Raw genomic sequence first — 19088 nt, forward strand, 5'->3', positions numbered from 1 at the left:
TTAAGGTTTTACGCTGAGGTGTCCAGCGGTGCAAATTGTTTGACCAAATCATCAACCGCCTTCATTTGTTCAAGGTACGGTTGCAGTGCCTGTAACGGTAACGCGCAAGGCCCATCACATTTTGCATTATTAGGATCAGGGTGTGCTTCAATAAACAAGCCCGCAATACCCAGCGCCATGCCCGAGCGTGCCAACTGTGCGGCTTGCGCCCGACGCCCGTCGGCAGAATCCGAACGGCCGCCGGGCCGCTGCAATGCGTGAGTGGCGTCAAATATGACCGGAGCTTGTTGCTTCATTTCGTCCATGCCTAACATATCAACCACCAGGTTGTTGTAGCCAAAGCACGATCCCCGCTCGCACAACATGACATTCTCGTTGCCGGCTTCGCGGAATTTAGTAATGATGTGCTGCATCTCAGCTGGTGCCAGAAATTGCGGCTTTTTAACGTTAATGAGGTTGCCGGTTTCTGCTAATGCCACAACCAGATCCGTTTGCCGTGCCAGAAAGGCCGGTAACTGCAAAACGTCAACCACCTCGGCGACAGGTTTGGCCTGATGAGGTTCGTGAATATCGGTAATTAACGGGACATTAAACTGCTGTTTAATTTCCTCAAATATTCTTAACCCTTCTTCCATCCCCGGGCCGCGATAGGAATGAACAGACGAGCGATTGGCTTTATCAAATGAAGCTTTGAACACATACGGAATAGCTAACTTTTCGGTAACCGTCACATAGTGCTCGGTAATCCGCAACGCCAGGTCGCGAGACTCCAGAACATTCATGCCGCCGAACAACACGAATGGTTTATCGTTAGCAATATCAATCGTATTAAGTTTAAGCGAAGCAATCATAGCGTTTTCATTCCTTGTTAACTACCGACAACGCGGAGTATCTGGCCGGCCAGATAAGCCATATATGTACCCAAAGCGTAGCCCATTACTGCCAGTAAAACACCGACCGGCGCCAGCGATGGATGAAATGCCGAGGCCACCACAGGCGCTGAAGCAGCCCCGCCGACGTTAGCCTGGCTACCTACCGCCATATAAAACACCGGCGCTTTTAATAATTTAGCCACAAACAGCATCAGTCCCGCATGAATAAGCATCCATATCGCGCCAATTAGAAAATATTTGGGCGCATCAACTATGGCCGTTACGTCCATATGCAAACCAATACTGGCCACCAGGATGTAAACAAAGACTGAGCCGATCTTAGAAGCACCCGCGGCCTCAAGCGTGCGAGCGCGGGTAAACGACAACGCGATACCGCCTGCGGTTGCTAATACAATCACCCAGAAAAATAGACTATCAAGACTAAACTTGCGCAAATAAGGTAAGTGGGTGCCAATCGCTGGTGCAATTGCATCAGCCAATAAATGCGCTAAACCGGCCACGCCGAAACCAACAGCAAGAATCAACATCAAGTCACGTAAACTCGGATTGCGAACATGTTGCGCCTGATACGCTTCGACCTTTTCTTTTATCGCATCAATTGCTGATGTGTCGGCTCCGGTACGCGCATCAATTTGCTTTGAATTAGCAGCCATATACAACAGCACGGCCATCCACAGGTTCGCAACAATAATATCGACCGTCACCATGGCCGAGAAGATTTCTCCGCCGACTTCGTAAACTTCCTTCATCGCGGCCTGGTTTGCACCGCCACCAATCCAGCTACCGGCGATAGTGGTCATGCCGCGCCAAACGGCGTCAGGGCCTGCCCCTCCGAGCATTTCTGGAAATACAGCAGACACCGCCAACAAAGCGATTGGCCCACCAATTACAATACCCAGGGTGCCGGTTAAAAACAGTATCAAGGCTTTTGAGCCCAACCCAACCACGGCTTTTAAATCCAGGCTCAGAGTCAGCAATACCATGCAGGCAGGCAACAGATAGTCCATGGTAATATCGGTTACCGCCGTGGCATTACCGTCAACTATATTAAAGGTATTAAGCAAGGAAGGCAGGAAGTAACAAAGCAACAACGCTGGAACAAATTTATAGAATTTTTGTAACGCGGGGTGCTGGCTCGATTGGGTGTAGAAGACCAGCCCTAAAATCGCAAGCAATAAGCCCGTTATAACACCATCGTTGGTGATTAATGCCGTTGTTTCAGCGGCGACCGGCGCGGCAGCTAGCATTACTTATCTCCTTATTATAATTTTTGCCTGCACTGGCATTAGTGAAATACGTCCTGAGGCCCTGAGTAACTTTCCAGTTGTAGCTTAATTATCTCGGCACTAGGGTCATCCGGACATTGGTCAACAAAATACTGGTAGTCGTCGACGGCCACGTGCTGGCAGCCTAACTCTTCGTAAAGATAGCCCCGGTCCCGGATCTCGTAAGGGTCATCGGGTTGCAACGTCAATAACATCTGCACACAGCGCAGCGCTTTTTCGAAGCGGGCTTCAGCCATTAAACAGTGTTTTAATTCAGTCAAATAGGCTTCGATTAAGGCTTTCTGCGGCGTTGGTTCGGCCCACTCCCAGCAGAATTCTGCATCGCCTTCCATGACATCTTCAAAGCGCTCCATGACTTCCTGATAGCGAACGAACTGACCGTTTTGTGGGTCGATAAAATCGGTACGGTCATCTTCGGTCAGTTTGAGCATCGGATAACCAGGAAAATCAACGACTTGCAGTTCGATACCTGCGTGTGCGGCGCATTCGCGCAGCAGCATTGCCAGTACCAACGGCACCCCGGTTCGAAAAGCCGCCACCTGGTCAACACTAATCCGGTGGGACTTTACCCAGCTTTCCGGGGCATCGCTGTAACCCAACTGGCGATAGAAAAAATCATTTAACTGAGCCATTTTCTGATGCCGGTCGGCGGCATTAACAAACCCGGAGAACTCATCCAGTTGGTGGCGAAAATCGGCCAAATCACAGCCGCGGCCCAACTCGAGCTGGCGGCTGATCTCCCAAACCAATTCAATGGTCGGAACAACTTCTTTGTCACATTGTTGAAGAAACGAATACTGCATAGTCACCATGAACAATAATTAGCCCAGCACCAACGGCATTTTGCCAAAGGCAACATGAAATAGCGCAGCCAGCCAGACACAGGCAACCACAAAACCAAACCAGCTAACAGCTCGGCTGCTACCTTTTAGCGCCACCAAACCAAACACAATATAGCCAATAACACCCAGTACTTTTTCGGTTACCCAGGGGTCTGCAATCGGCGCGCGCTGACTGATAACCAGCATAGCGATCGCACTGAGCAATAATAAGGTGTCGTTGATATGCGGTACTATTTTCACCCACTTTTTTTGTAGCATGCCCGATTCTAGCTGCTTCCAGACAAAGCGAGTGATAAAAAATATGACCGAGATAACGACAAATAAAACGTGTAGATGTTTAAATGCAACGTACACAGCGTGCTCCTTTTAGCTTAGTTGTTTGAGCTGCGGTACGACCGCATCAAGAAATTCCGGCGAATAATAACGCCCTTTTTCTGCCTCCAGACGAACTTTGATATCGTCTTCTGATAACTGTTGTGCCTGCCACTCCAGTAACTGTTCGGTAATTAACAATACCTGCGTGCTGGTACCAATGGCTACACCCTGCTTACCCTCAGGTAACCCCATGCCATCCCAACGTTCCAGCCGTTCGATCAATGCCCGGTGGGCAACCTGAGTTGCCACATGCTGGCCATGTGCCAGCGCACGCAGCGAGCGTGACACTCTTTGTTGGCAGGTGGTTTCGTTAGCAGCAACGGAATCTGGCGCACATTGCAACAGCGGCCCCGCCGGTTCGTAAAGGAACCAGGCTAACGCGGTATTTTTAGCTTCATTCGCCGGGCTAACTAGCTGGGCCACACGATACGCTAGCGCTGCAGCCGGCGGCAGAGACTCGGGCTCGAATGCCGCGCTTCGCAGCTCCATTAACTGGTCCCCCAGACGCGCAAGAAACTGATCCGAATCTTCCAAACAGACAACGTTATCCTGCGCCAGCTGCACGTTTTCCGAGAATAGTTGCAGCACATGGTGGTCATCATCAGTCAACTGCCGCGAAATACCACCAATAAACAACACCGAGCCATGTGGGCGACAATGACTGCGACAGTAAAGCAAGACAAAGTCGTCACCGTAGTAGCTACCGTGGTTAGCAATAACATCGTCAAGCTCTGACAACGCTTCGGCCGGCAATACGGAGCGCAATGTTTGCCCCACGGCAACCCCCGAATCCTCGCCATAAGCGGCTACCACCTGATAGCTTCTACCCTGACTATCGGCGGTTGCATACAAGGTTTGGCGTGCCCCGCCAATAACCCAGCTCAACTGTTGCACCAAGCCGTCGACAAAGCTATTCATCGGTTGCAACGCATACAAGTTAGATGAAGCAGCAATAATTTTTTCCAGCCCATGGCGGCTTTGATCAATCGACATGATATCGCGGTACGACCGCAACGATGACATCACCGCAGTGAATAGCTTTTGCGCCGTTAATTCGGTTTTAGACTTATAATCATTAATGTCGTAATTAACGATAACCGTGCGTTCGGGCGCCTGACCCGGCTGGCCGGTTCGTAAAATAATTCGGGTATAGTGATTCTGCGCCTGTTCGCGTATGTAGCGTGCTACTTTTAAACCCGCATCATCGGTCTCCATCACCACATCCAGCAGCAGGATAGCGGCATCCGGGTGTTGCTCTATCAGCTCATAGGCTTCTTTACCAGAAAAGGCACTATGAAATTCCAGTCCGCGGCCCAGAAAATTAAAGTCACTTAAGGCAAGTTTTGTTACGGCATGCACTTCAGGCTCATCATCAACAATAAGAATCTTCCAATTTTCCGTCGGAATACTTGGAGCCTGCTGACCCGGTTCATCTGCAAACATAAACTGATTGCTCATAATAATCCCTCTTTAACCTGCCTTCTGGCCGCCTGTTACTCGTTCTACACTACCATAATCTGTCCAGCGGTTAACATGTTTATAACCGTTTTGGCGCAGTAGCTCAACGACCGAGTCAGCTTGTTGCCAGCCATGCTCAAACAACAACCACCCAGCGGGCGTTAGCCAGTTACCAGCCTGGCCGGCAATCGTCGCTATATCAGCTAATCCTTGCTGCGCTGCCACCAGCGCTGAGCGCGGTTCAAACCTGACGTCGCCCTGGCTTAAGTGTGGATCATTGGCATCGATATAAGGCGGATTAGCAACAATTAAATCAAATTCAGCGGCGTCGATATCTGCAAACCAGTGACTTTGTTGCACCTCGATATCCAGCGCCAACCGCTGCGCGTTATGCCGAGCCAATGCGACCGCGTCGGCCGACGCATCCAGCGCACTAATCTGCCACTGAGGACGTTCTGACTTAAGCGCCAGTGCGATGGCACCGGTTCCGGTGCCTAAATCCAGCACCCGCGCCTGTGAAGGTAGTGACAGCTCCAGCGCTGTGGCCACTAACGTTTCGGTATCAGGCCGCGGAATCAGCGTACTGTTGTTAACAGTTAACGATAGCGACCAAAACTCCCGTTGTCCGGTAAGGTGCGCAACCGGATGCCCCTGACGACGTTTATCGGTCAGCTGTTGTAACTGCTGCCACTGGCTAACCGACAATTGCTGTTCCGGCCAGGTCATTAAATAAGCGGCCGACTGTTGCAGTACGTGACATAACAGCGCCCGGCTATCAACTGCCGGACTGTCTGCATCAATTAGCTGCTGTCGGCACCAGGCCTGGGCTTCGGCAATTGTTGGTTGCATTAAGTTACTGTTGTTCCTGCGCCAACGCGGCTAATTGATCCGCCTGGTGCTCAGTAATAATCGGATCCAGAATAAGTGACAGACTACCCGCCAACACCTCGTCTAACCGATACAGCGTCAGATTAATACGGTGATCAGTAACCCGGCTTTGCGGATAGTTATAGGTACGAATACGCTCAGAACGATCACCACTACCGACCAAGTTGCGGCGCGTGCTGGCCTCTTCCTGCTGGCGTTTTTCGTCTTCCCGCTGTTGCAAGCGTGATTGCAATACCGACATCGCTTTAGCACGGTTTTTATGCTGCGAACGCTCTTCCTGACACTCGACCACTACGCCCGTTGGTAAGTGGGTAAGCCGGATCGCAGAGTCGGTACGGTTAACGTGCTGTCCGCCGGCACCCGACGCACGGAAGGTATCAACGCGCAGATCCGCCGGATTGATCTCAATCGCCTCGGCTTCAGGAATTTCCGGCAACACCGCCACGGTGCAGGCCGAGGTATGCACCCGCCCCTGCGACTCAGTTTCCGGCACACGTTGTACCCGGTGTCCACCTGATTCAAATTTCATTTTGCCATAAACGCCATCACCGCTCATGTGGGCGATAACTTCTTTATAGCCGCCATGCTCGCCATCGCTGGCCGATACTACACTGACTTTCCAGCCGTTAGCTTCGGCATAGCGGCTGTACATACGGAACAGATCACCGGCAAATATGGCTGCTTCGTCACCACCTGCACCTGCACGAATTTCCAAATAACAAGCACGGTCATCATTGGGGTCTTTTGGCAGCAGCAAGACTTGTAGCTGCTGCTCCAGCTCTTCAACCGCGTGTTCACCCGCTTTTATTTCGTCAGCTGCCATTTCGCGCATATCGGCATCATCATCGTTGGCCATTTCGTGCGCTGCATCTAAGTCCGCCTGTGCTTGTCGGAAACGTTCAAAATTGTCGACCACTTCCTCTAACTGCGAATATTCCTTAGAAAGCGCCCGAAATCGATTTTGATCAGCGATAATATCGGCTTCACCCAATAACGCCTGCACTTCCTGATAACGTTCTAACAGGCCTTCTAATTTTCGTTCAATCGATGGATTCATGAACTGTCGTTATTCCTCGTTGTTATTCTCGTTAACACCGCCATTTTCACGGGTTAATAACTGTTGCAATAGCGCCAGTGAATTTTGATCATTATGTTCACCCGCTGCCTTAATTAATTGGGTTGGCTGATGCGTTAATTGTTGCGTCAACCGGTGCGCCAGCAACTGTAAAACATCTTCGGCTGGCTTACCCTGCGCCAATAACTGCTGCGCTTTTTGTAACTGCTGCTGAGCTATTTGCTGTGTTTGACCGCGATAGTCGCGGATTAGCCCAACACTATTTAACGATTTTAACCAGTCACCAAATTCTTCACTTTGCTGCTGGATTATGACCTGCGCCTGTCGCGCCGCCTGCTCTCGGTTTTTAATATTCTCGCTGATGATATTTTGCAAATCATCAACTGTATAAAGGTAAGCGTCGTCTAATTCATTAACCTGTTCTTCAATGTCTCTTGGCACCGCCAGGTCGATTAACAGCATGGGCCGGTGGCGTCGCTTTTTTAGCGCGCTTTCGATGCTGCCTTTACCGACAATAGGCAAGGTGCTGGCAGTAGAACTAACGACGATGTCAGCTTGTGGCAGTAGCTCGCCTAACTCAGCCAGGCTATGCGCTTTGCCACCTATTTTTTGCGCCAGCTCTGCTGCCCGCTGCAAGGTTCGGTTGGCCACGGTAATGTCGGCCACTCCCTGTTGTTGCAGATGTTGCGCAACCAGCTCAGAGGTATCACCAGCGCCAATAAGCAATACCCTGGACTGGTTAAGTTTAGCAAATATATGTTTCGCCAGACTCACCGCGGCGTAGGCTACTGATACAGCGTTTTGGCCAACTTCAGTTTCGTTACGCACCGTCTTTGCGACTCGAAAAGTCTGTTGAAACAAACGCTCCAGAATGCCGCCGACGGCGGTTTGCCGTTTAGCTAACTGATAGGCCTGTTTAACCTGTCCCAGAATTTGCGGCTCGCCCAGCACCAGCGAATCCAGGCCGCTGGCAACCGACATTAAGTGGCTTATGGCCTGCCGATCCTGGTAGACATAATGATGTTGTTGCAGGGCATCCGGCGCTAAGCCATGAAAACCCGATAGCCAGCCCAGCAGTAAATCGCCTGACACCTTGCCCTGACAATATATTTCGGTGCGATTACAGGTTGACACAATAACAGCCTCGTCAACGCCCTGAAGCTGTCGAATTGCCTGAAGCGCTGTATCCAGCTGTTCGGTCGAAAAGGCGACGCGTTCGCGCAGATCTACCGGTGCTGTTTTGTGATTTATACCGAGGGCTGAAATGGTCATCCGCTGCAGAAACTCGTTGTCTCAACGTGGTCAATGGGTTAGTGGGCAGATTGTACGTGAAAGCCTTAATTATTGAAAGTACGTCGGCTTTCTGTTCAACTGTTGTCAATTTTACTGGCTAAAGGCGTTGTTGGTGAAGGGATTTAATCGAATGGACAGCCTGTTTAACCCAGCCGTTATGCTCCTCAAACGGCTCTCTGTTGCACTATTAACGCTGGTTCTGGTTGGTTGTTCTATCTCCACGCCGAACCAACAGCCGGTATTAAAAAACACCGACCAAACCCTGGTCGATGCGCATCAACAACGTTTAGATTCAATTTTCCGATGGCAGCTATCGGCGCGACTGGCGATTATTCAACGCCAAACCAATGAACGCGATGGTTTGTACCTTGACTGGCGCTGGCAGCGACAGCCCGATACGCGGCAACAGCTGCGCTTTTCACACCCACTTAAAGGACAACTGGCGACCTTAACGATGCTCCCTGAGCACGCCGAGTTAACATTGGAAGGCGAACGCTATCAGGGCGATAATGCCGAACAACTCCTGCACCGCGTGCTCGGCGCCCGCTTGCCACTCGATGAACTGAGTCAATGGGTATTAGGCAAGGTCACGCCGACCTTAAACCAGCGTCAGTTTATCAGCGGCGGACGTCTGGCCGCGGCCAGTGTAACGAGAGCTAACGCTGAGCGCTGGTCTATTCAGTGGTTTTATGGCGACGCTGCTGACCCACTGCCACAACAAATTCAACTGCAATCGGCGCAACTGTTGATTAAAATACAAATGAACGAGTGGCAACTAACCCCGTCATTAACAGCTCAACCCGTTACCCAGGATGCAAACACGCTATGACCCAGTTGGAGCTTCCGGCACCAGCCAAACTCAACTTATTTTTGCACATTGTCGGTCGACGCGACGACGGCTACCATAATTTACAAACGGTTTTTCAGTTTGTTGATTACGGCGATACCCTGATATTTGCCCCACGCACAGACGACCAGCTGACGCTAACCGATTCAACCAGCCATATCAGCGCGCAACAAAACCTGGTATTACGGGCAGCACAGCAACTGCAAAGCGCCATTAAACGGGCACAACTGCCTGTGCGCGGCGCTGATATCGTGCTGCATAAACGCCTGCCGCAGGGCGCTGGCTTAGGCGGCGGCTCATCTGACGCAGCGACAACGCTGGTGGGGCTTAATAAGCTATGGGGAGCGCCTTTATCGCAACAGCAGCTGCTCGAGCTGGGCTTAAAATTAGGCGCCGATGTACCGATTTTTATTCACGGGCATGCAGCATTTGCCGAGGGTATTGGCGAGCAATTTAGTGATGTCGAACCCGCAACCCCCTGGTATCTTGTGGTTAAGCCAAACGTTGCCATTGCCACGCCGGAACTATTTGCCGATCCCCAATTACAACGTGACTGTCCGCCTATCACTGCAAACGAATGGCAGTTTGACAACACCACCAACGTATTCGAACCCGTGGTCTGTGATCGGTATCCCGAAGTTGCCAAACTACGTGACCGATTGCTACAATACGCCCCGACTCGGCTCACTGGCAGCGGCGCGTGCTTATTTGCACGCTTTGATACATATGATGCTGCAGCGAGCGCACAACAGCAGTTCAGTGAACTGCACAGTTTTGTCGCGCAAGGCCAGAACCGTTCATCGCTTATCCGGACATTAACCCAAACTTAGTCGAGGTTTGTTGTGCCTGACATGAAACTCTTTGCTGGTAACGCCACGCCAGAACTCGCCCAGAAAATCGCCGATCGCTTGTATATTAAGCTGGGCGAAGCCTCCGTCGGCCGCTTTAGCGACGGTGAAATCAGTGTCTCTATTAATGAAAACGTCCGTGGCTCGGACGTTTTTTTATTGCAGTCTACCTGTGCCCCAACCAACGATAACTTAATGGAGCTTATCGTCATGGTTGACGCCCTGCGCCGTGCCTCCGCCGGGCGTATCACTGCCGTTATGCCATACTTCGGTTATGCTCGTCAGGATCGCCGCGTGCGTTCTGCCCGTGTGCCTATCACCGCCAAAGTCGTCGCCGACTTTTTATCCAGTGTGGGCGTGGACCGGGTATTAACGGTCGACTTGCATGCTGAACAAATTCAGGGCTTTTTTGATGTCCCTGTCGATAACGTCTTTGGCACACCGGTATTGCTTGAACACATGCGCCAACAAAACTTTGAGAACCCTGCCGTGGTATCACCTGACATCGGTGGTGTAGTGCGGGCCCGTGCCTTCGCCAAGTTAATGGATGATACTGATCTGGCCATTATTGATAAGCGTCGACCGTCGGCTAACGTCTCGCAGGTCATGCACATCATCGGTGATGTCAAAGGCCGTGACTGCATTATCGTTGACGACATGATCGACACCGGCGGCACCTTGTGTAAAGCGGCTGAAGCGCTTAAGCAACATGGCGCTAAGCGCGTATTTGCTTATGCAACACATCCGGTGTTCTCAGGTTCTGCGGTTAAGAACATTACCGAATCATGCATCGATGAATTTATCGTTACCGACAGTATTCCGCTAAGTGAAGAGATGAAAGCGACGGGTAAAGTCACGCAGCTGACGTTATCAGGTATGCTCTCTGAAGCACTACGCCGGGTCAGTAACGAAGAATCTATTTCGGCTATGTTTGATTACTAATTTAGCTGATCCTACCCGCCTGAATATTGCAATAGTAGCGCCCCGGTGGTACTATTGCGCGCCTTCAGATACCGGCTGCACGCCGGTATCTGATTATTTGGGTCTACATTTGGTCGCGAATGTAGACAAAACAATCACTTATTAGATAAGAGAGCCCATCATTATGGCTACAGTAGACTACACAATTAAAGCAAGTGTCCGCGCGGACCAGGGGAAAGGTGCGAGCCGCCGCCTACGTCGCGCAGACAAAGTACCAGGCATCATTTACGGCGGTAAAGGTGACCCGGTAGCAATCGAAATGGATCACAACAAAGTCAACAACCTGGCTGACTACGAAGGTTTTTACTCGCACATCCTGACGCTGGATATCGACGGTAAAAAAGAGCAGTGCATCTTAAAAGACATGCAACGCCACCCTTACAAGCCTAAGTTGACTCACCTTGACTTCCAACGTGTCGAGAAAGGTCACAAGTTGCATACCAACATTCCATTGCACTTCTTGAATGAAACGACTGCAAAAGGCGTTAAAGAAGAAGGCGGTGTTATTGTCCATCACGTAAACGACGTAGAAGTGTTGGTATTGCCGAAAGACTTGCCAGAATACCTGGAAGTCGACATTGCTGATTTGAGCATCGGTGACACCATTCACTTGACCGACCTGAACCTTCCTAACGGTGTTGAACTGGTTGAGCTTACTAAAGGCGAAGACCACGACCAGGCAGTCGTTTCTATCACTGCACCACGTGTAGAGAAAGAAGTAGACGAGTCAGAGACCGTAGCACCAGACGAAGTTCCTGCTGAAAACAGCAAAGACGACGCTGACAAAGAGTAAGTCACGTCCTGTCATGGGAACCTCTATAAAGCTACTTGTGGGCCTGGGGAATCCAGGCCCCGAATACGAAAAAACCCGCCACAATGCGGGTTTTTGGTTAGTTGAAGACTTTTGTCGCCGACACGGCATTACCTTATCTGCAGATACCAAGTCAAAAGCGTTAATCGGTCGCTATCAACGTGGCGCCGATGACATGCGTATTATGTTGCCACAGAACTTCATGAACCGTAGTGGTTTTTCCGTCGCACATATTGCCAACTTTTATAAGATCCCTGCCGACGAAATTCTGGTGGCGTACGATGAACTTGACCTGCCACCCGGCGTTGCTAAATATAAAAAAAGTGGCGGTGCCGGCGGGCATAACGGTATCAAAGACATTATCGCGCAAATCGGCTCGCAGGACTTTATGCGCTTGCGTATTGGTATCGGACATCCGGGACACAAGTCTAAGGTAACCGGTTTTGTATTGGGTAAGGCCCCTGCCGCCGAGCAACAACTAATCGACGACTGCATTGACGAAGCCAGTCGTAGTATTGATACATTAATGGAACAGGGCTGGACCGAAGCGCTACAACGCTTACACAGCTACCGTCCACAACACAAAGGTTAACTCATCATGGGATTTCGCTGTGGTATTGTTGGCTTACCCAATGTTGGTAAATCAACGCTTTTTAACGCACTAACCAAAGCCGGCATCGAAGCCGCTAACTTCCCGTTTTGTACCATCGAGCCCAACACCGGGGTGGTACCGGTACCCGATCCACGCTTAGATAAGCTCGCCGAAATTGTTAACCCTCAGCGGGTGCTGCCAACAACGATGGAGTTTGTCGACATCGCTGGTCTGGTAAAAGGCGCCTCCCAGGGTGAAGGGCTGGGCAACCAGTTTTTGGCTAACATCCGCGAAACCGATGCAATTGGCCACGTGGTACGCTGCTTCGAAGACGATAACATCGTGCATGTTGCCGGTGGCGTAAACCCGGCTGATGATATCGATACCATTAATACCGAGTTAGCACTGGCGGACTTGGATTCGGTAGAGAAATCACTCCACCGTTTAGGTAAAAAAGCCAAAGGCGGCGATGCGCAGGCAAAAGCCGAAATCGCGGTACTGGAAAAATTAAAGCCGGCACTTGATGAAGGCGAAATGGCACGCTCGGTCGATTTAAGCAAAGACGACCTGGCCACCATCCGTTCATATAACCTGCTGACGTTAAAGCCGACCATGTATATCGCTAACGTTAACGAAGACGGTTTTGAAAACAACCCGTATCTGGATAAAGTTCGCGATATCGCAAGTAAGGAAAACGCAGTAGTGGTAGCGGTTTGCGCAGCGATAGAATCTGAAATTGCGGAACTCGACGATGCCGATAAAGAAGAGTTTTTATCTGAGATTGGTCAGGACGAACCGGGTTTAAACCGCGTAATCCGCGCTGGTTATGAACTACTTAACCTGCAAACGTATTTTACCGCAGGACCTAAGGAAGTCAGAGCCTGGACCGTTAAAGTGGGTTCAACGGCACCGCAGGCAGCGGGTCGCATCCATACTGACTTCGAAAAAGGTTTTATCCGTGCCGAGATTGTTGGTTATGACGATTTTGTTACCCACAACGGCGAACAGGGTGCCAAAGATGCCGGTAAGTGGCGTTTAGAAGGCAAGGAATATATCGTTAAAGACGGTGATGTGATTCACTTCCGTTTTAACGTATAAACCCCAACCGCAAACAAAAGCTGCTCATGGCTAATCACCAGAGCAGCTTTTTTGCTTTTACTGGTTGCTTATTCTTGCACGATATCTTCGTACATGGGTGCCAGAGCCGCTAACAATTGATTTTGTGCAGCAACCGGTACCTCGTGTTTCTCCATCGCTGCAATCAGGTGTTCCACCAATGCATTGAAGTCCGCGTGCGTCACGCCCATGCCTTCGTGCGAAACCTGCATTGTTTCCCCTTTGTACTCACAGGGGCCACCAACCACGTCACAAACTTGCAGGGTGATTTGCTCGTGGACGTGGACAATATCGACGCCATCAAAATGGTGCACAATCCGCTCATCGCCGCCCACGCGGTAGAGCATCTCTTCGACTATTGCCGATATCCCCTCTTTTTCACCGAGTTGTTGATAAACGCTTTGTCCCGCCGCCAGCGGCGCGGTTAACAGTAACAACGAAAATAATAACGTTTTCATCATCATTCCTTAAAATGCGGCCTGCACTGACAGGTACCAGCCGCTTTGATTATCAAGTCCGGCAATGCTGCCAAGATCGGTATAGGCGCCAACCAACGACACACGCTTAGAAGGAAAATAAGCGACAAAAATATCACGCCAGTCTTGTTCCTCAGCAAATGTCAGGTTATCAGGCTTTTGCCGGTACTCTGCACCGACAGCCCAGTAGCGATTAATAAACATTGCCACAGACGCTTCAGCTACCCACGTCGAGTCAGCCTCATCATCGCCGCCAAAACCCAGTAATCCAAGTTGGTTTGCGCGGGTATTGCGCGCTGTCACATTGGCCACCCAGGTGCGGTGAAACGGGCCATCTAACCAGGCCTTGGCCGCGCTCACGTACCAGTCTGTATCACTATCATCTAAAGCGCCGACGGCGCTCGGCAGCGCGAAGCTCTGATTACTCTTATGTTGCGCGCCGACACTGATCTGGGGCAAATCACCGTAAACAAGGTCGCCGACAACACGTACCTTGGCACCAACAATATTTTGCTCCAGCTCACCGCCAATGGTGGATAAATCAAAGGTCTGGCGCGCGTAAGATACTTCGATGCGATTGTTCCAGGAGGCACTTATTCCCTTAACACTTAAACGAAAATCGTCAACACTAACTTCGCTTAGATTAACCGTAGCGCCCCACTCGCCGGTATCAGCGTACGAACTCAGTGTAGCCCAGGGAACAATTCCCCCGCCTCCGGCGCCCTCGATGGTCGATGCACCACCGGTTGCCAAAAGCTTAGAGCCCGGCGTCTTGGCATGCACACTGCTGGTCAGTGCCACCGCCATGGCGCACGCACAGGCGGCTACCGACAACTTAGTTTTCATTCGCTTCATCCTCTAATCGCTGTTTAAATTCAGCCACGGCTATCGGCTTGCTAAAATAAAATCCCTGCAGTACATCGCAGCCTTGTTGTTGCAGAAGCCGCCAGCTGGACTCGTCTTCGACGCCCTCTGCAACGACTGATAGATTAAGTTCATGGGCAAGCTGAATAGTCGAACGCACAATCGACTGATCAACTACACTGTTCGCTAACGGTTGCACAAAGGCACGATCAATCTTCAACTCGTTTACCGGCAGGTTGCGCATCTGTGCCAGCGACGAGTAGCCAGTTCCGTAATCATCAATGGACACCCTAAAGCCCCGCTCTCTTAGCCAGTTTAAACGACTAATTGCGGCCTCCGGGTCGGTTACAATCGCACTTTCGGTGACCTCAAGGATTAAGTACTGATGAATGTCGCTTTGTAGCTGTTTGAGATCATCAAATAATCGCAATATCTCATCGCTAAGCAAATCCACTGCAGACAGATTGACACTTAGGCTGAACGCACCATCCCGCAGCGTTAACGACTGTATGATCTCGACCGCTGTTTCACACACCCAGCGGGTCAGCTGCTTTATGAGTCCGGACTGCTCTGCCAACGGAATAAACTCATCGGGTCCAACAAAGCCGAGCACCTGACTATGCCAGCGCAACAGTGCTTCTGCGCCGATTGTTTTGCCTGTTTGGCAGTCAATTTTTGGCTGCAGCAGAAGCTTTAATTCATTGCCGTCACAGGCCTGCTGTAACTGCTCGAGGATAGTTAACTGACGCAGATGTTGTTCATCCATTCCATGTCGGTAAAAGCTGACAAACGCGTGCTCCGACTTCGCCCGCTGGACAGCCACTTGCGCCCGCCGCAGCAACGTATCGAAGCCGTCTCCGTGCTCCGGAAAAACGACCGCTGCGCAATTAAATGCGATCGGATAATCACTTTCACCAACTTTTACCGGCGCCGCCAACTGACGGGACAATTCATTGACCTGACTACTGTCCTCAGTCAATAACGGGGAATATAACAAGGCAAATTCATCCCCCCCGACACGGGCTACGAACTCGATGCCACTTTGTTCTGATAAGCGCTGAGCAATTTGCGCTAACACCTGGTCGCCAACTTTTTGCCCGAGGCTGTCATTCAACGTTCTGAATTGATAAATATTTACCAGTAGTAAGGTGCCGCTACGTTGTTGCTTTAACCATTGACCCAGGTAATCAGCAAAATAACGGCGATTGGGCAAGCCTGTTAATTGATCGTGCATGGCCTGAAACGAGATTCTTTGCTCACGTTCGGATATCGCGGTGCGCATCGAATCAAAGGTCACCGCCAATTGACCAAATTCATCATCACGCTGCTCTAAACGCAGTTGACCATAATCACCGCGTTGTAATTGTTGTGCTGCCTTAATCAATCGCTCCAGCGGTCGCGAGACACTGCGCGACATCAATATCGCCACGACCCCAGCCAGTAACATCGCAATTAATGCGATGACGGCAATATGCCATTGCAGTTGATTAAACTCCTGCAGGGCTTTTTCTATCGATGCCGACAGCAATACGTGAACCTGTTCATCCGAATCGGTGCTGAGTAATGCCTCTTTACCCACCAGCGATTGTGTTTCGAGCCATGTTGACAGGTCTTCGCCGTTCTTTAATAACTGACTTAAAGCCTGCTGTTCGCGAGCCGACAGACTTGATGCCAACACACTGCTATTAGATTCTTGCCAAAGGCTAATATCGGCGTTGGCCAAGCTCTGCAATTCAGTAGCCAGCGATGAGTCGATAGTAAACCCCAGGGTCGCATAGGCAATCAGTTGTGGCGCCCGTACCGGCACCGTAATTAATTGAAACAACTCGCCTCCAACCAACGCTAATTGCTGGCCCGCATTAGCCGAGTCGATTGTATTTGTGGACGCTGGCAAACTGTGAGTTGCAGCAATTTCAGCGCCGTCGGGACCCCGTAATACCATTAACTCTGTGCCAATACGGTCACCATGATTAACCAGTGCAGAAACTATCGTCTCACGGTCGCCGGTAGCCACTGCACGCTTAAAGCCAAAGTCATCAGTCAGTACTTCCGCTGCCTGTTTTAACAATTGGCTGCGGTTATCCAGTAGCTCCCTAAACACCCGATCACTGACCACCAGCTCCTGACTCACCGAGCGCTCGACCTGCTCCTTTACCGCTACGCCCATGGCCGCCAGGGATATCGTCAGAGCGCCTGCGACCAACAATAATAAAATAATCAGTAAGCGTGTCCTGAAAGTGCGGATCATAGCGAACCTGTGCGATTAAACCGTTGTTGCAGGCGAGATTTCGGTTTTTCTTCGCGCTGCGGCGGCGTCACTTCAAGGGTTAACATGTTGCTGGTGCCAGGTTCGATTTTGATAGTTCTTGCAGTAGCCAGGTCAGTGCCCATCCAGGGGTGCCAAATGGTGACTGCTACCGATCCGTTGGCGGCCACTAACGGCAGCTCAACGACGCCGGCTGCGTTACTTATCCACGCCGATTCGCGTTCGGTGATAACGATATGCGCTATCATTTGATCATGAATATTGCATCCCAGCGTGACTAAACCGGCTTGTTCGAAAGCCAAAGTCGGTCGCTCTTCATTGGCATATAACTTAATTTCGAACGGTTTAGGCTCAGAAAATGAATAAACGTGATGGCGAATATTGTCACTATTAGGGAAGGTTACTTCGCTGCCTTTGCGAATAACCGTCATAAACGGCGTAAACTGACGGTTAACCTGGTCAATATTAACCTGCTGCGGGGTCATCCGCGCCCCCGCTTTTACGGCATCGTCAGCAGCCCAAACCACAGCATTGGGTAGTTCGTTACCGGCGCTGTCGCGTAACTTAATTGTTGTTTGTGCCTGAGCTTGCAATGCAAACGGCAACAACAGCGTAGCAATAATGGTTAAAATTAACTTCACAGAACTATCCAATTTATTGATTAATAATTCTAGATTACTTGATGTCGCCATTTCTGCAACCATGATGTGATCTTGGCAATCGACTTCGCGTAATCTGTTATAACCACTGCTATAACTACAGCAACGCTGATAAAAGAAGGAGTTTTGGTATGAGTAACGGATATCGCACCGAGCAAGACAGCATGGGCGAGATACAAGTACCTGCTGATGCGCTGTACGCGGCGCAAACCCAACGCGCTGTTAATAACTTTACGATCAGTGGCCTGACTCTGCCATTGCCCATGATCAAAGCCATCGCCCGGGTAAAAGCAGCAGCGGCCACGGCTAATGCCGAGGTCGCCGGTTTAACCGCACAACAACGGGACGCGATCCGCGCCGCCGCGGAGCAAATAATTTATGGCCAACACCAGCAGCAGTTCCCCGTGGATGTATTCCAGACAGGTTCGGGCACCAGCTCTAATATGAATGTTAACGAGGTCATAGCTAATCTCTGCCAACAACAAGGCGTAGAGGTTCATCCTAACGACCATGTTAATCAAAGCCAGTCCAGCAATGATGTTATTCCGACGGCGCTGCAGATAGCCAGCGTGCTGATGATTGAACAACAACTGCAGCCGGCGCTCAAGCACCTTATCGATGTTACCCGCAACAAAGCGATAGCGTTACGTGACGTGGTTAAAACCGGTCGTACACATTTGATGGATGCCATGCCAATGACTATGGCGCAGGAGCTTGATGCCTGGGCCGGGCAGCTGGATCAAAGCGCCGGCCAATTGCCGCAGTTACTGCAACACAGCAAGGTCCTGCCACAAGGCGGTACCGCCATCGGTACTGGTATTAACGCACCGAAAGCATTTGCCGATGCCTTCGCCCGCGCATTGTCAAATGATTGTGGTAGTGATTTTAAAGCCTCGCCCAATCCATTTACCGGCATTGCCGGCCAGGAATTAAATTTACAGTTGCACGGGCAACTCAACACGCTCGCAACCACCCTGCTCAAAATCAGCAACGATCTGCGTTGGATGAACAGCGGACCGTTGGCGGGCTTGGGCGAAATTCAGTTAACAGCACTGCAGCCGGGCAGTAGCATCATGCCGGGCAAGGTCAATCCGGTCATTCCCGAGGCAATTGCTATGGTGGCGGCGCAAGTTAATGGCAACCACACAACCATAACCACCGCGGCGCAACAGGGCAACTTCCAGCTTAACGTGATGTTACCGGTGATTGCTTATAACCTATTACAATCCATCGAATTACTCAGTAACAGTTGCCTCAGCCTTGCTGACAAGGCGATTAAAGACTTTGAAGTTAACCATGATCGGTTGAACGAAGCGCTGGCTAAAAACCCAATTCTGGTAACCGCACTAAACCCGGTGATTGGTTACAATAAAGCCGCAGAAATTGCCAAAAGAGCCTATCAAGAGGGGCGCGCCATTATAGACGTGGCCGATGAAATGACTGATTTGGGGCGCGATAAGTTGCAACACTTGTTAGATCCTAAAAAATTAACCGAAGGTGGCATCAGCGATTAACCGC

At 50.7% G+C, this 19088-nt stretch carries 19 protein-coding genes; 7 read left to right on the forward strand and 12 right to left on the reverse strand.

What is annotated here, in order from left to right; genetic code table 11:
- Nucleotides 1-8 precede the first annotated feature (8 nt).
- Genes kdsA through hemA form a run of 8 tightly spaced genes read right to left on the reverse strand, consistent with a single transcriptional unit; the run spans nucleotide 9 to nucleotide 8089 of the window.
- Nucleotides 9-851 (reverse strand): 3-deoxy-8-phosphooctulonate synthase, encoded by an 843-nt coding sequence (kdsA, locus tag KZ771_RS06315; protein WP_133539162.1) that lies wholly within the window; start codon nucleotides 849-851, stop codon nucleotides 9-11.
- Between the two features lie 17 nt (nucleotides 852-868).
- Nucleotides 869-2140 carry a DUF819 family protein gene (locus tag KZ771_RS06320; protein WP_133539161.1) on the reverse strand — a complete coding sequence of 424 codons (1272 nt, stop codon included), beginning with the start codon at nucleotides 2138-2140 and terminating at the stop codon, nucleotides 869-871.
- A gap of 38 nt (nucleotides 2141-2178) precedes the next feature.
- Nucleotides 2179-2982 carry a tetratricopeptide repeat protein gene (locus KZ771_RS06325; protein WP_166635880.1) on the reverse strand — a complete coding sequence of 268 codons (804 nt, stop codon included), beginning with the start codon at nucleotides 2980-2982 and terminating at the stop codon, nucleotides 2179-2181.
- An 18-nt stretch (nucleotides 2983-3000) separates the two neighbouring features.
- Nucleotides 3001-3375 (reverse strand): SirB2 family protein, encoded by a 375-nt coding sequence (locus KZ771_RS06330; RefSeq protein WP_133539159.1) that lies wholly within the window; start codon nucleotides 3373-3375, stop codon nucleotides 3001-3003.
- Between the two features lie 12 nt (nucleotides 3376-3387).
- Nucleotides 3388-4854 (reverse strand): DUF3369 domain-containing protein, encoded by a 1467-nt coding sequence (locus tag KZ771_RS06335; protein WP_133539158.1) that lies wholly within the window; start codon nucleotides 4852-4854, stop codon nucleotides 3388-3390.
- A 12-nt stretch (nucleotides 4855-4866) separates the two neighbouring features.
- The gene (gene prmC, locus KZ771_RS06340) at nucleotides 4867-5703 is read right to left on the reverse strand and encodes a peptide chain release factor N(5)-glutamine methyltransferase (protein ID WP_133539157.1); all 837 of its coding nucleotides are present in this window, start codon (nucleotides 5701-5703) and stop codon (nucleotides 4867-4869) included.
- Nucleotides 5704-5707: 4 nt separating this feature from the next.
- Nucleotides 5708-6799 carry a peptide chain release factor 1 gene (gene prfA / locus KZ771_RS06345; protein ID WP_133539156.1) on the reverse strand — a complete coding sequence of 364 codons (1092 nt, stop codon included), beginning with the start codon at nucleotides 6797-6799 and terminating at the stop codon, nucleotides 5708-5710.
- A gap of 9 nt (nucleotides 6800-6808) precedes the next feature.
- Nucleotides 6809-8089, reverse strand: a complete 1281-nt coding sequence (gene hemA / locus KZ771_RS06350; protein ID WP_290571352.1) for a glutamyl-tRNA reductase — start codon at nucleotides 8087-8089, stop codon at nucleotides 6809-6811.
- 151 nt (nucleotides 8090-8240) lie between these two features.
- Between hemA and lolB the strand changes: the two genes are divergently transcribed.
- From lolB to ychF, 6 genes are all read left to right on the forward strand, one after another.
- Nucleotides 8241-8939 carry a lipoprotein insertase outer membrane protein LolB gene (lolB, locus tag KZ771_RS06355; RefSeq protein WP_290654697.1) on the forward strand — a complete coding sequence of 233 codons (699 nt, stop codon included), beginning with the start codon at nucleotides 8241-8243 and terminating at the stop codon, nucleotides 8937-8939.
- On the forward strand, nucleotides 8936-9787 hold the full coding sequence (gene ispE / locus KZ771_RS06360; protein ID WP_290654698.1) for a 4-(cytidine 5'-diphospho)-2-C-methyl-D-erythritol kinase: 852 nt from the start codon (nucleotides 8936-8938) through the stop codon (nucleotides 9785-9787). The genes lolB and ispE overlap by 4 nt, the downstream gene beginning before the upstream one ends.
- A 12-nt stretch (nucleotides 9788-9799) precedes the next feature.
- Nucleotides 9800-10747: a ribose-phosphate pyrophosphokinase gene (locus KZ771_RS06365; RefSeq protein WP_290571357.1), complete on the forward strand. Its 948-nt coding sequence runs from the start codon at nucleotides 9800-9802 to the stop codon at nucleotides 10745-10747.
- A gap of 163 nt (nucleotides 10748-10910) precedes the next feature.
- A complete protein-coding gene (locus KZ771_RS06370) occupies nucleotides 10911-11579 on the forward strand; it encodes a 50S ribosomal protein L25/general stress protein Ctc (RefSeq protein WP_133539151.1) in 669 nt (222 codons plus the stop codon).
- 13 nt (nucleotides 11580-11592) lie between these two features.
- Complete coding sequence (gene pth, locus KZ771_RS06375) at nucleotides 11593-12189, forward strand: aminoacyl-tRNA hydrolase (protein WP_133539150.1); 597 nt, start codon at nucleotides 11593-11595, stop codon at nucleotides 12187-12189.
- A 6-nt stretch (nucleotides 12190-12195) separates the two neighbouring features.
- Entirely contained in the window at nucleotides 12196-13287 is a 1092-nt protein-coding gene (gene ychF / locus KZ771_RS06380) for a redox-regulated ATPase YchF (RefSeq protein WP_133539149.1), read from the forward strand.
- 68 nt (nucleotides 13288-13355) lie between these two features.
- Here the strand turns inward: ychF and KZ771_RS06385 are convergent, their stop codons facing one another.
- Genes KZ771_RS06385 through KZ771_RS06400 form a run of 4 tightly spaced genes read right to left on the reverse strand, consistent with a single transcriptional unit; the run spans nucleotide 13356 to nucleotide 17552 of the window.
- Nucleotides 13356-13763 carry a group 1 truncated hemoglobin gene (locus KZ771_RS06385; RefSeq protein ID WP_290654699.1) on the reverse strand — a complete coding sequence of 136 codons (408 nt, stop codon included), beginning with the start codon at nucleotides 13761-13763 and terminating at the stop codon, nucleotides 13356-13358.
- Nucleotides 13764-13772: 9 nt separating this feature from the next.
- Nucleotides 13773-14627: a DUF3034 family protein gene (locus KZ771_RS06390; RefSeq protein ID WP_365996661.1), complete on the reverse strand. Its 855-nt coding sequence runs from the start codon at nucleotides 14625-14627 to the stop codon at nucleotides 13773-13775.
- On the reverse strand, nucleotides 14617-16893 hold the full coding sequence (locus KZ771_RS06395) for an EAL domain-containing protein (protein WP_290654700.1): 2277 nt from the start codon (nucleotides 16891-16893) through the stop codon (nucleotides 14617-14619). Before KZ771_RS06395 ends, KZ771_RS06390 begins: the two co-directional genes overlap by 11 nt.
- Nucleotides 16890-17552, reverse strand: a complete 663-nt coding sequence (locus KZ771_RS06400; RefSeq protein ID WP_290654701.1) for a methylamine utilization protein — start codon at nucleotides 17550-17552, stop codon at nucleotides 16890-16892. Before KZ771_RS06400 ends, KZ771_RS06395 begins: the two co-directional genes overlap by 4 nt.
- A 149-nt stretch (nucleotides 17553-17701) precedes the next feature.
- Here KZ771_RS06400 and KZ771_RS06405 point away from each other — a divergent pair, with 149 nt between their 5' ends.
- Nucleotides 17702-19084, forward strand: a complete 1383-nt coding sequence (locus tag KZ771_RS06405) for a class II fumarate hydratase (RefSeq protein ID WP_290654702.1) — start codon at nucleotides 17702-17704, stop codon at nucleotides 19082-19084.
- Nucleotides 19085-19088: the final 4 nt, after the last annotated feature.

It is taken from the genome of Idiomarina sp., from assembly GCF_019431395.1.
In the GTDB taxonomy this organism is placed as follows: domain Bacteria; phylum Pseudomonadota; class Gammaproteobacteria; order Enterobacterales; family Alteromonadaceae; genus Idiomarina.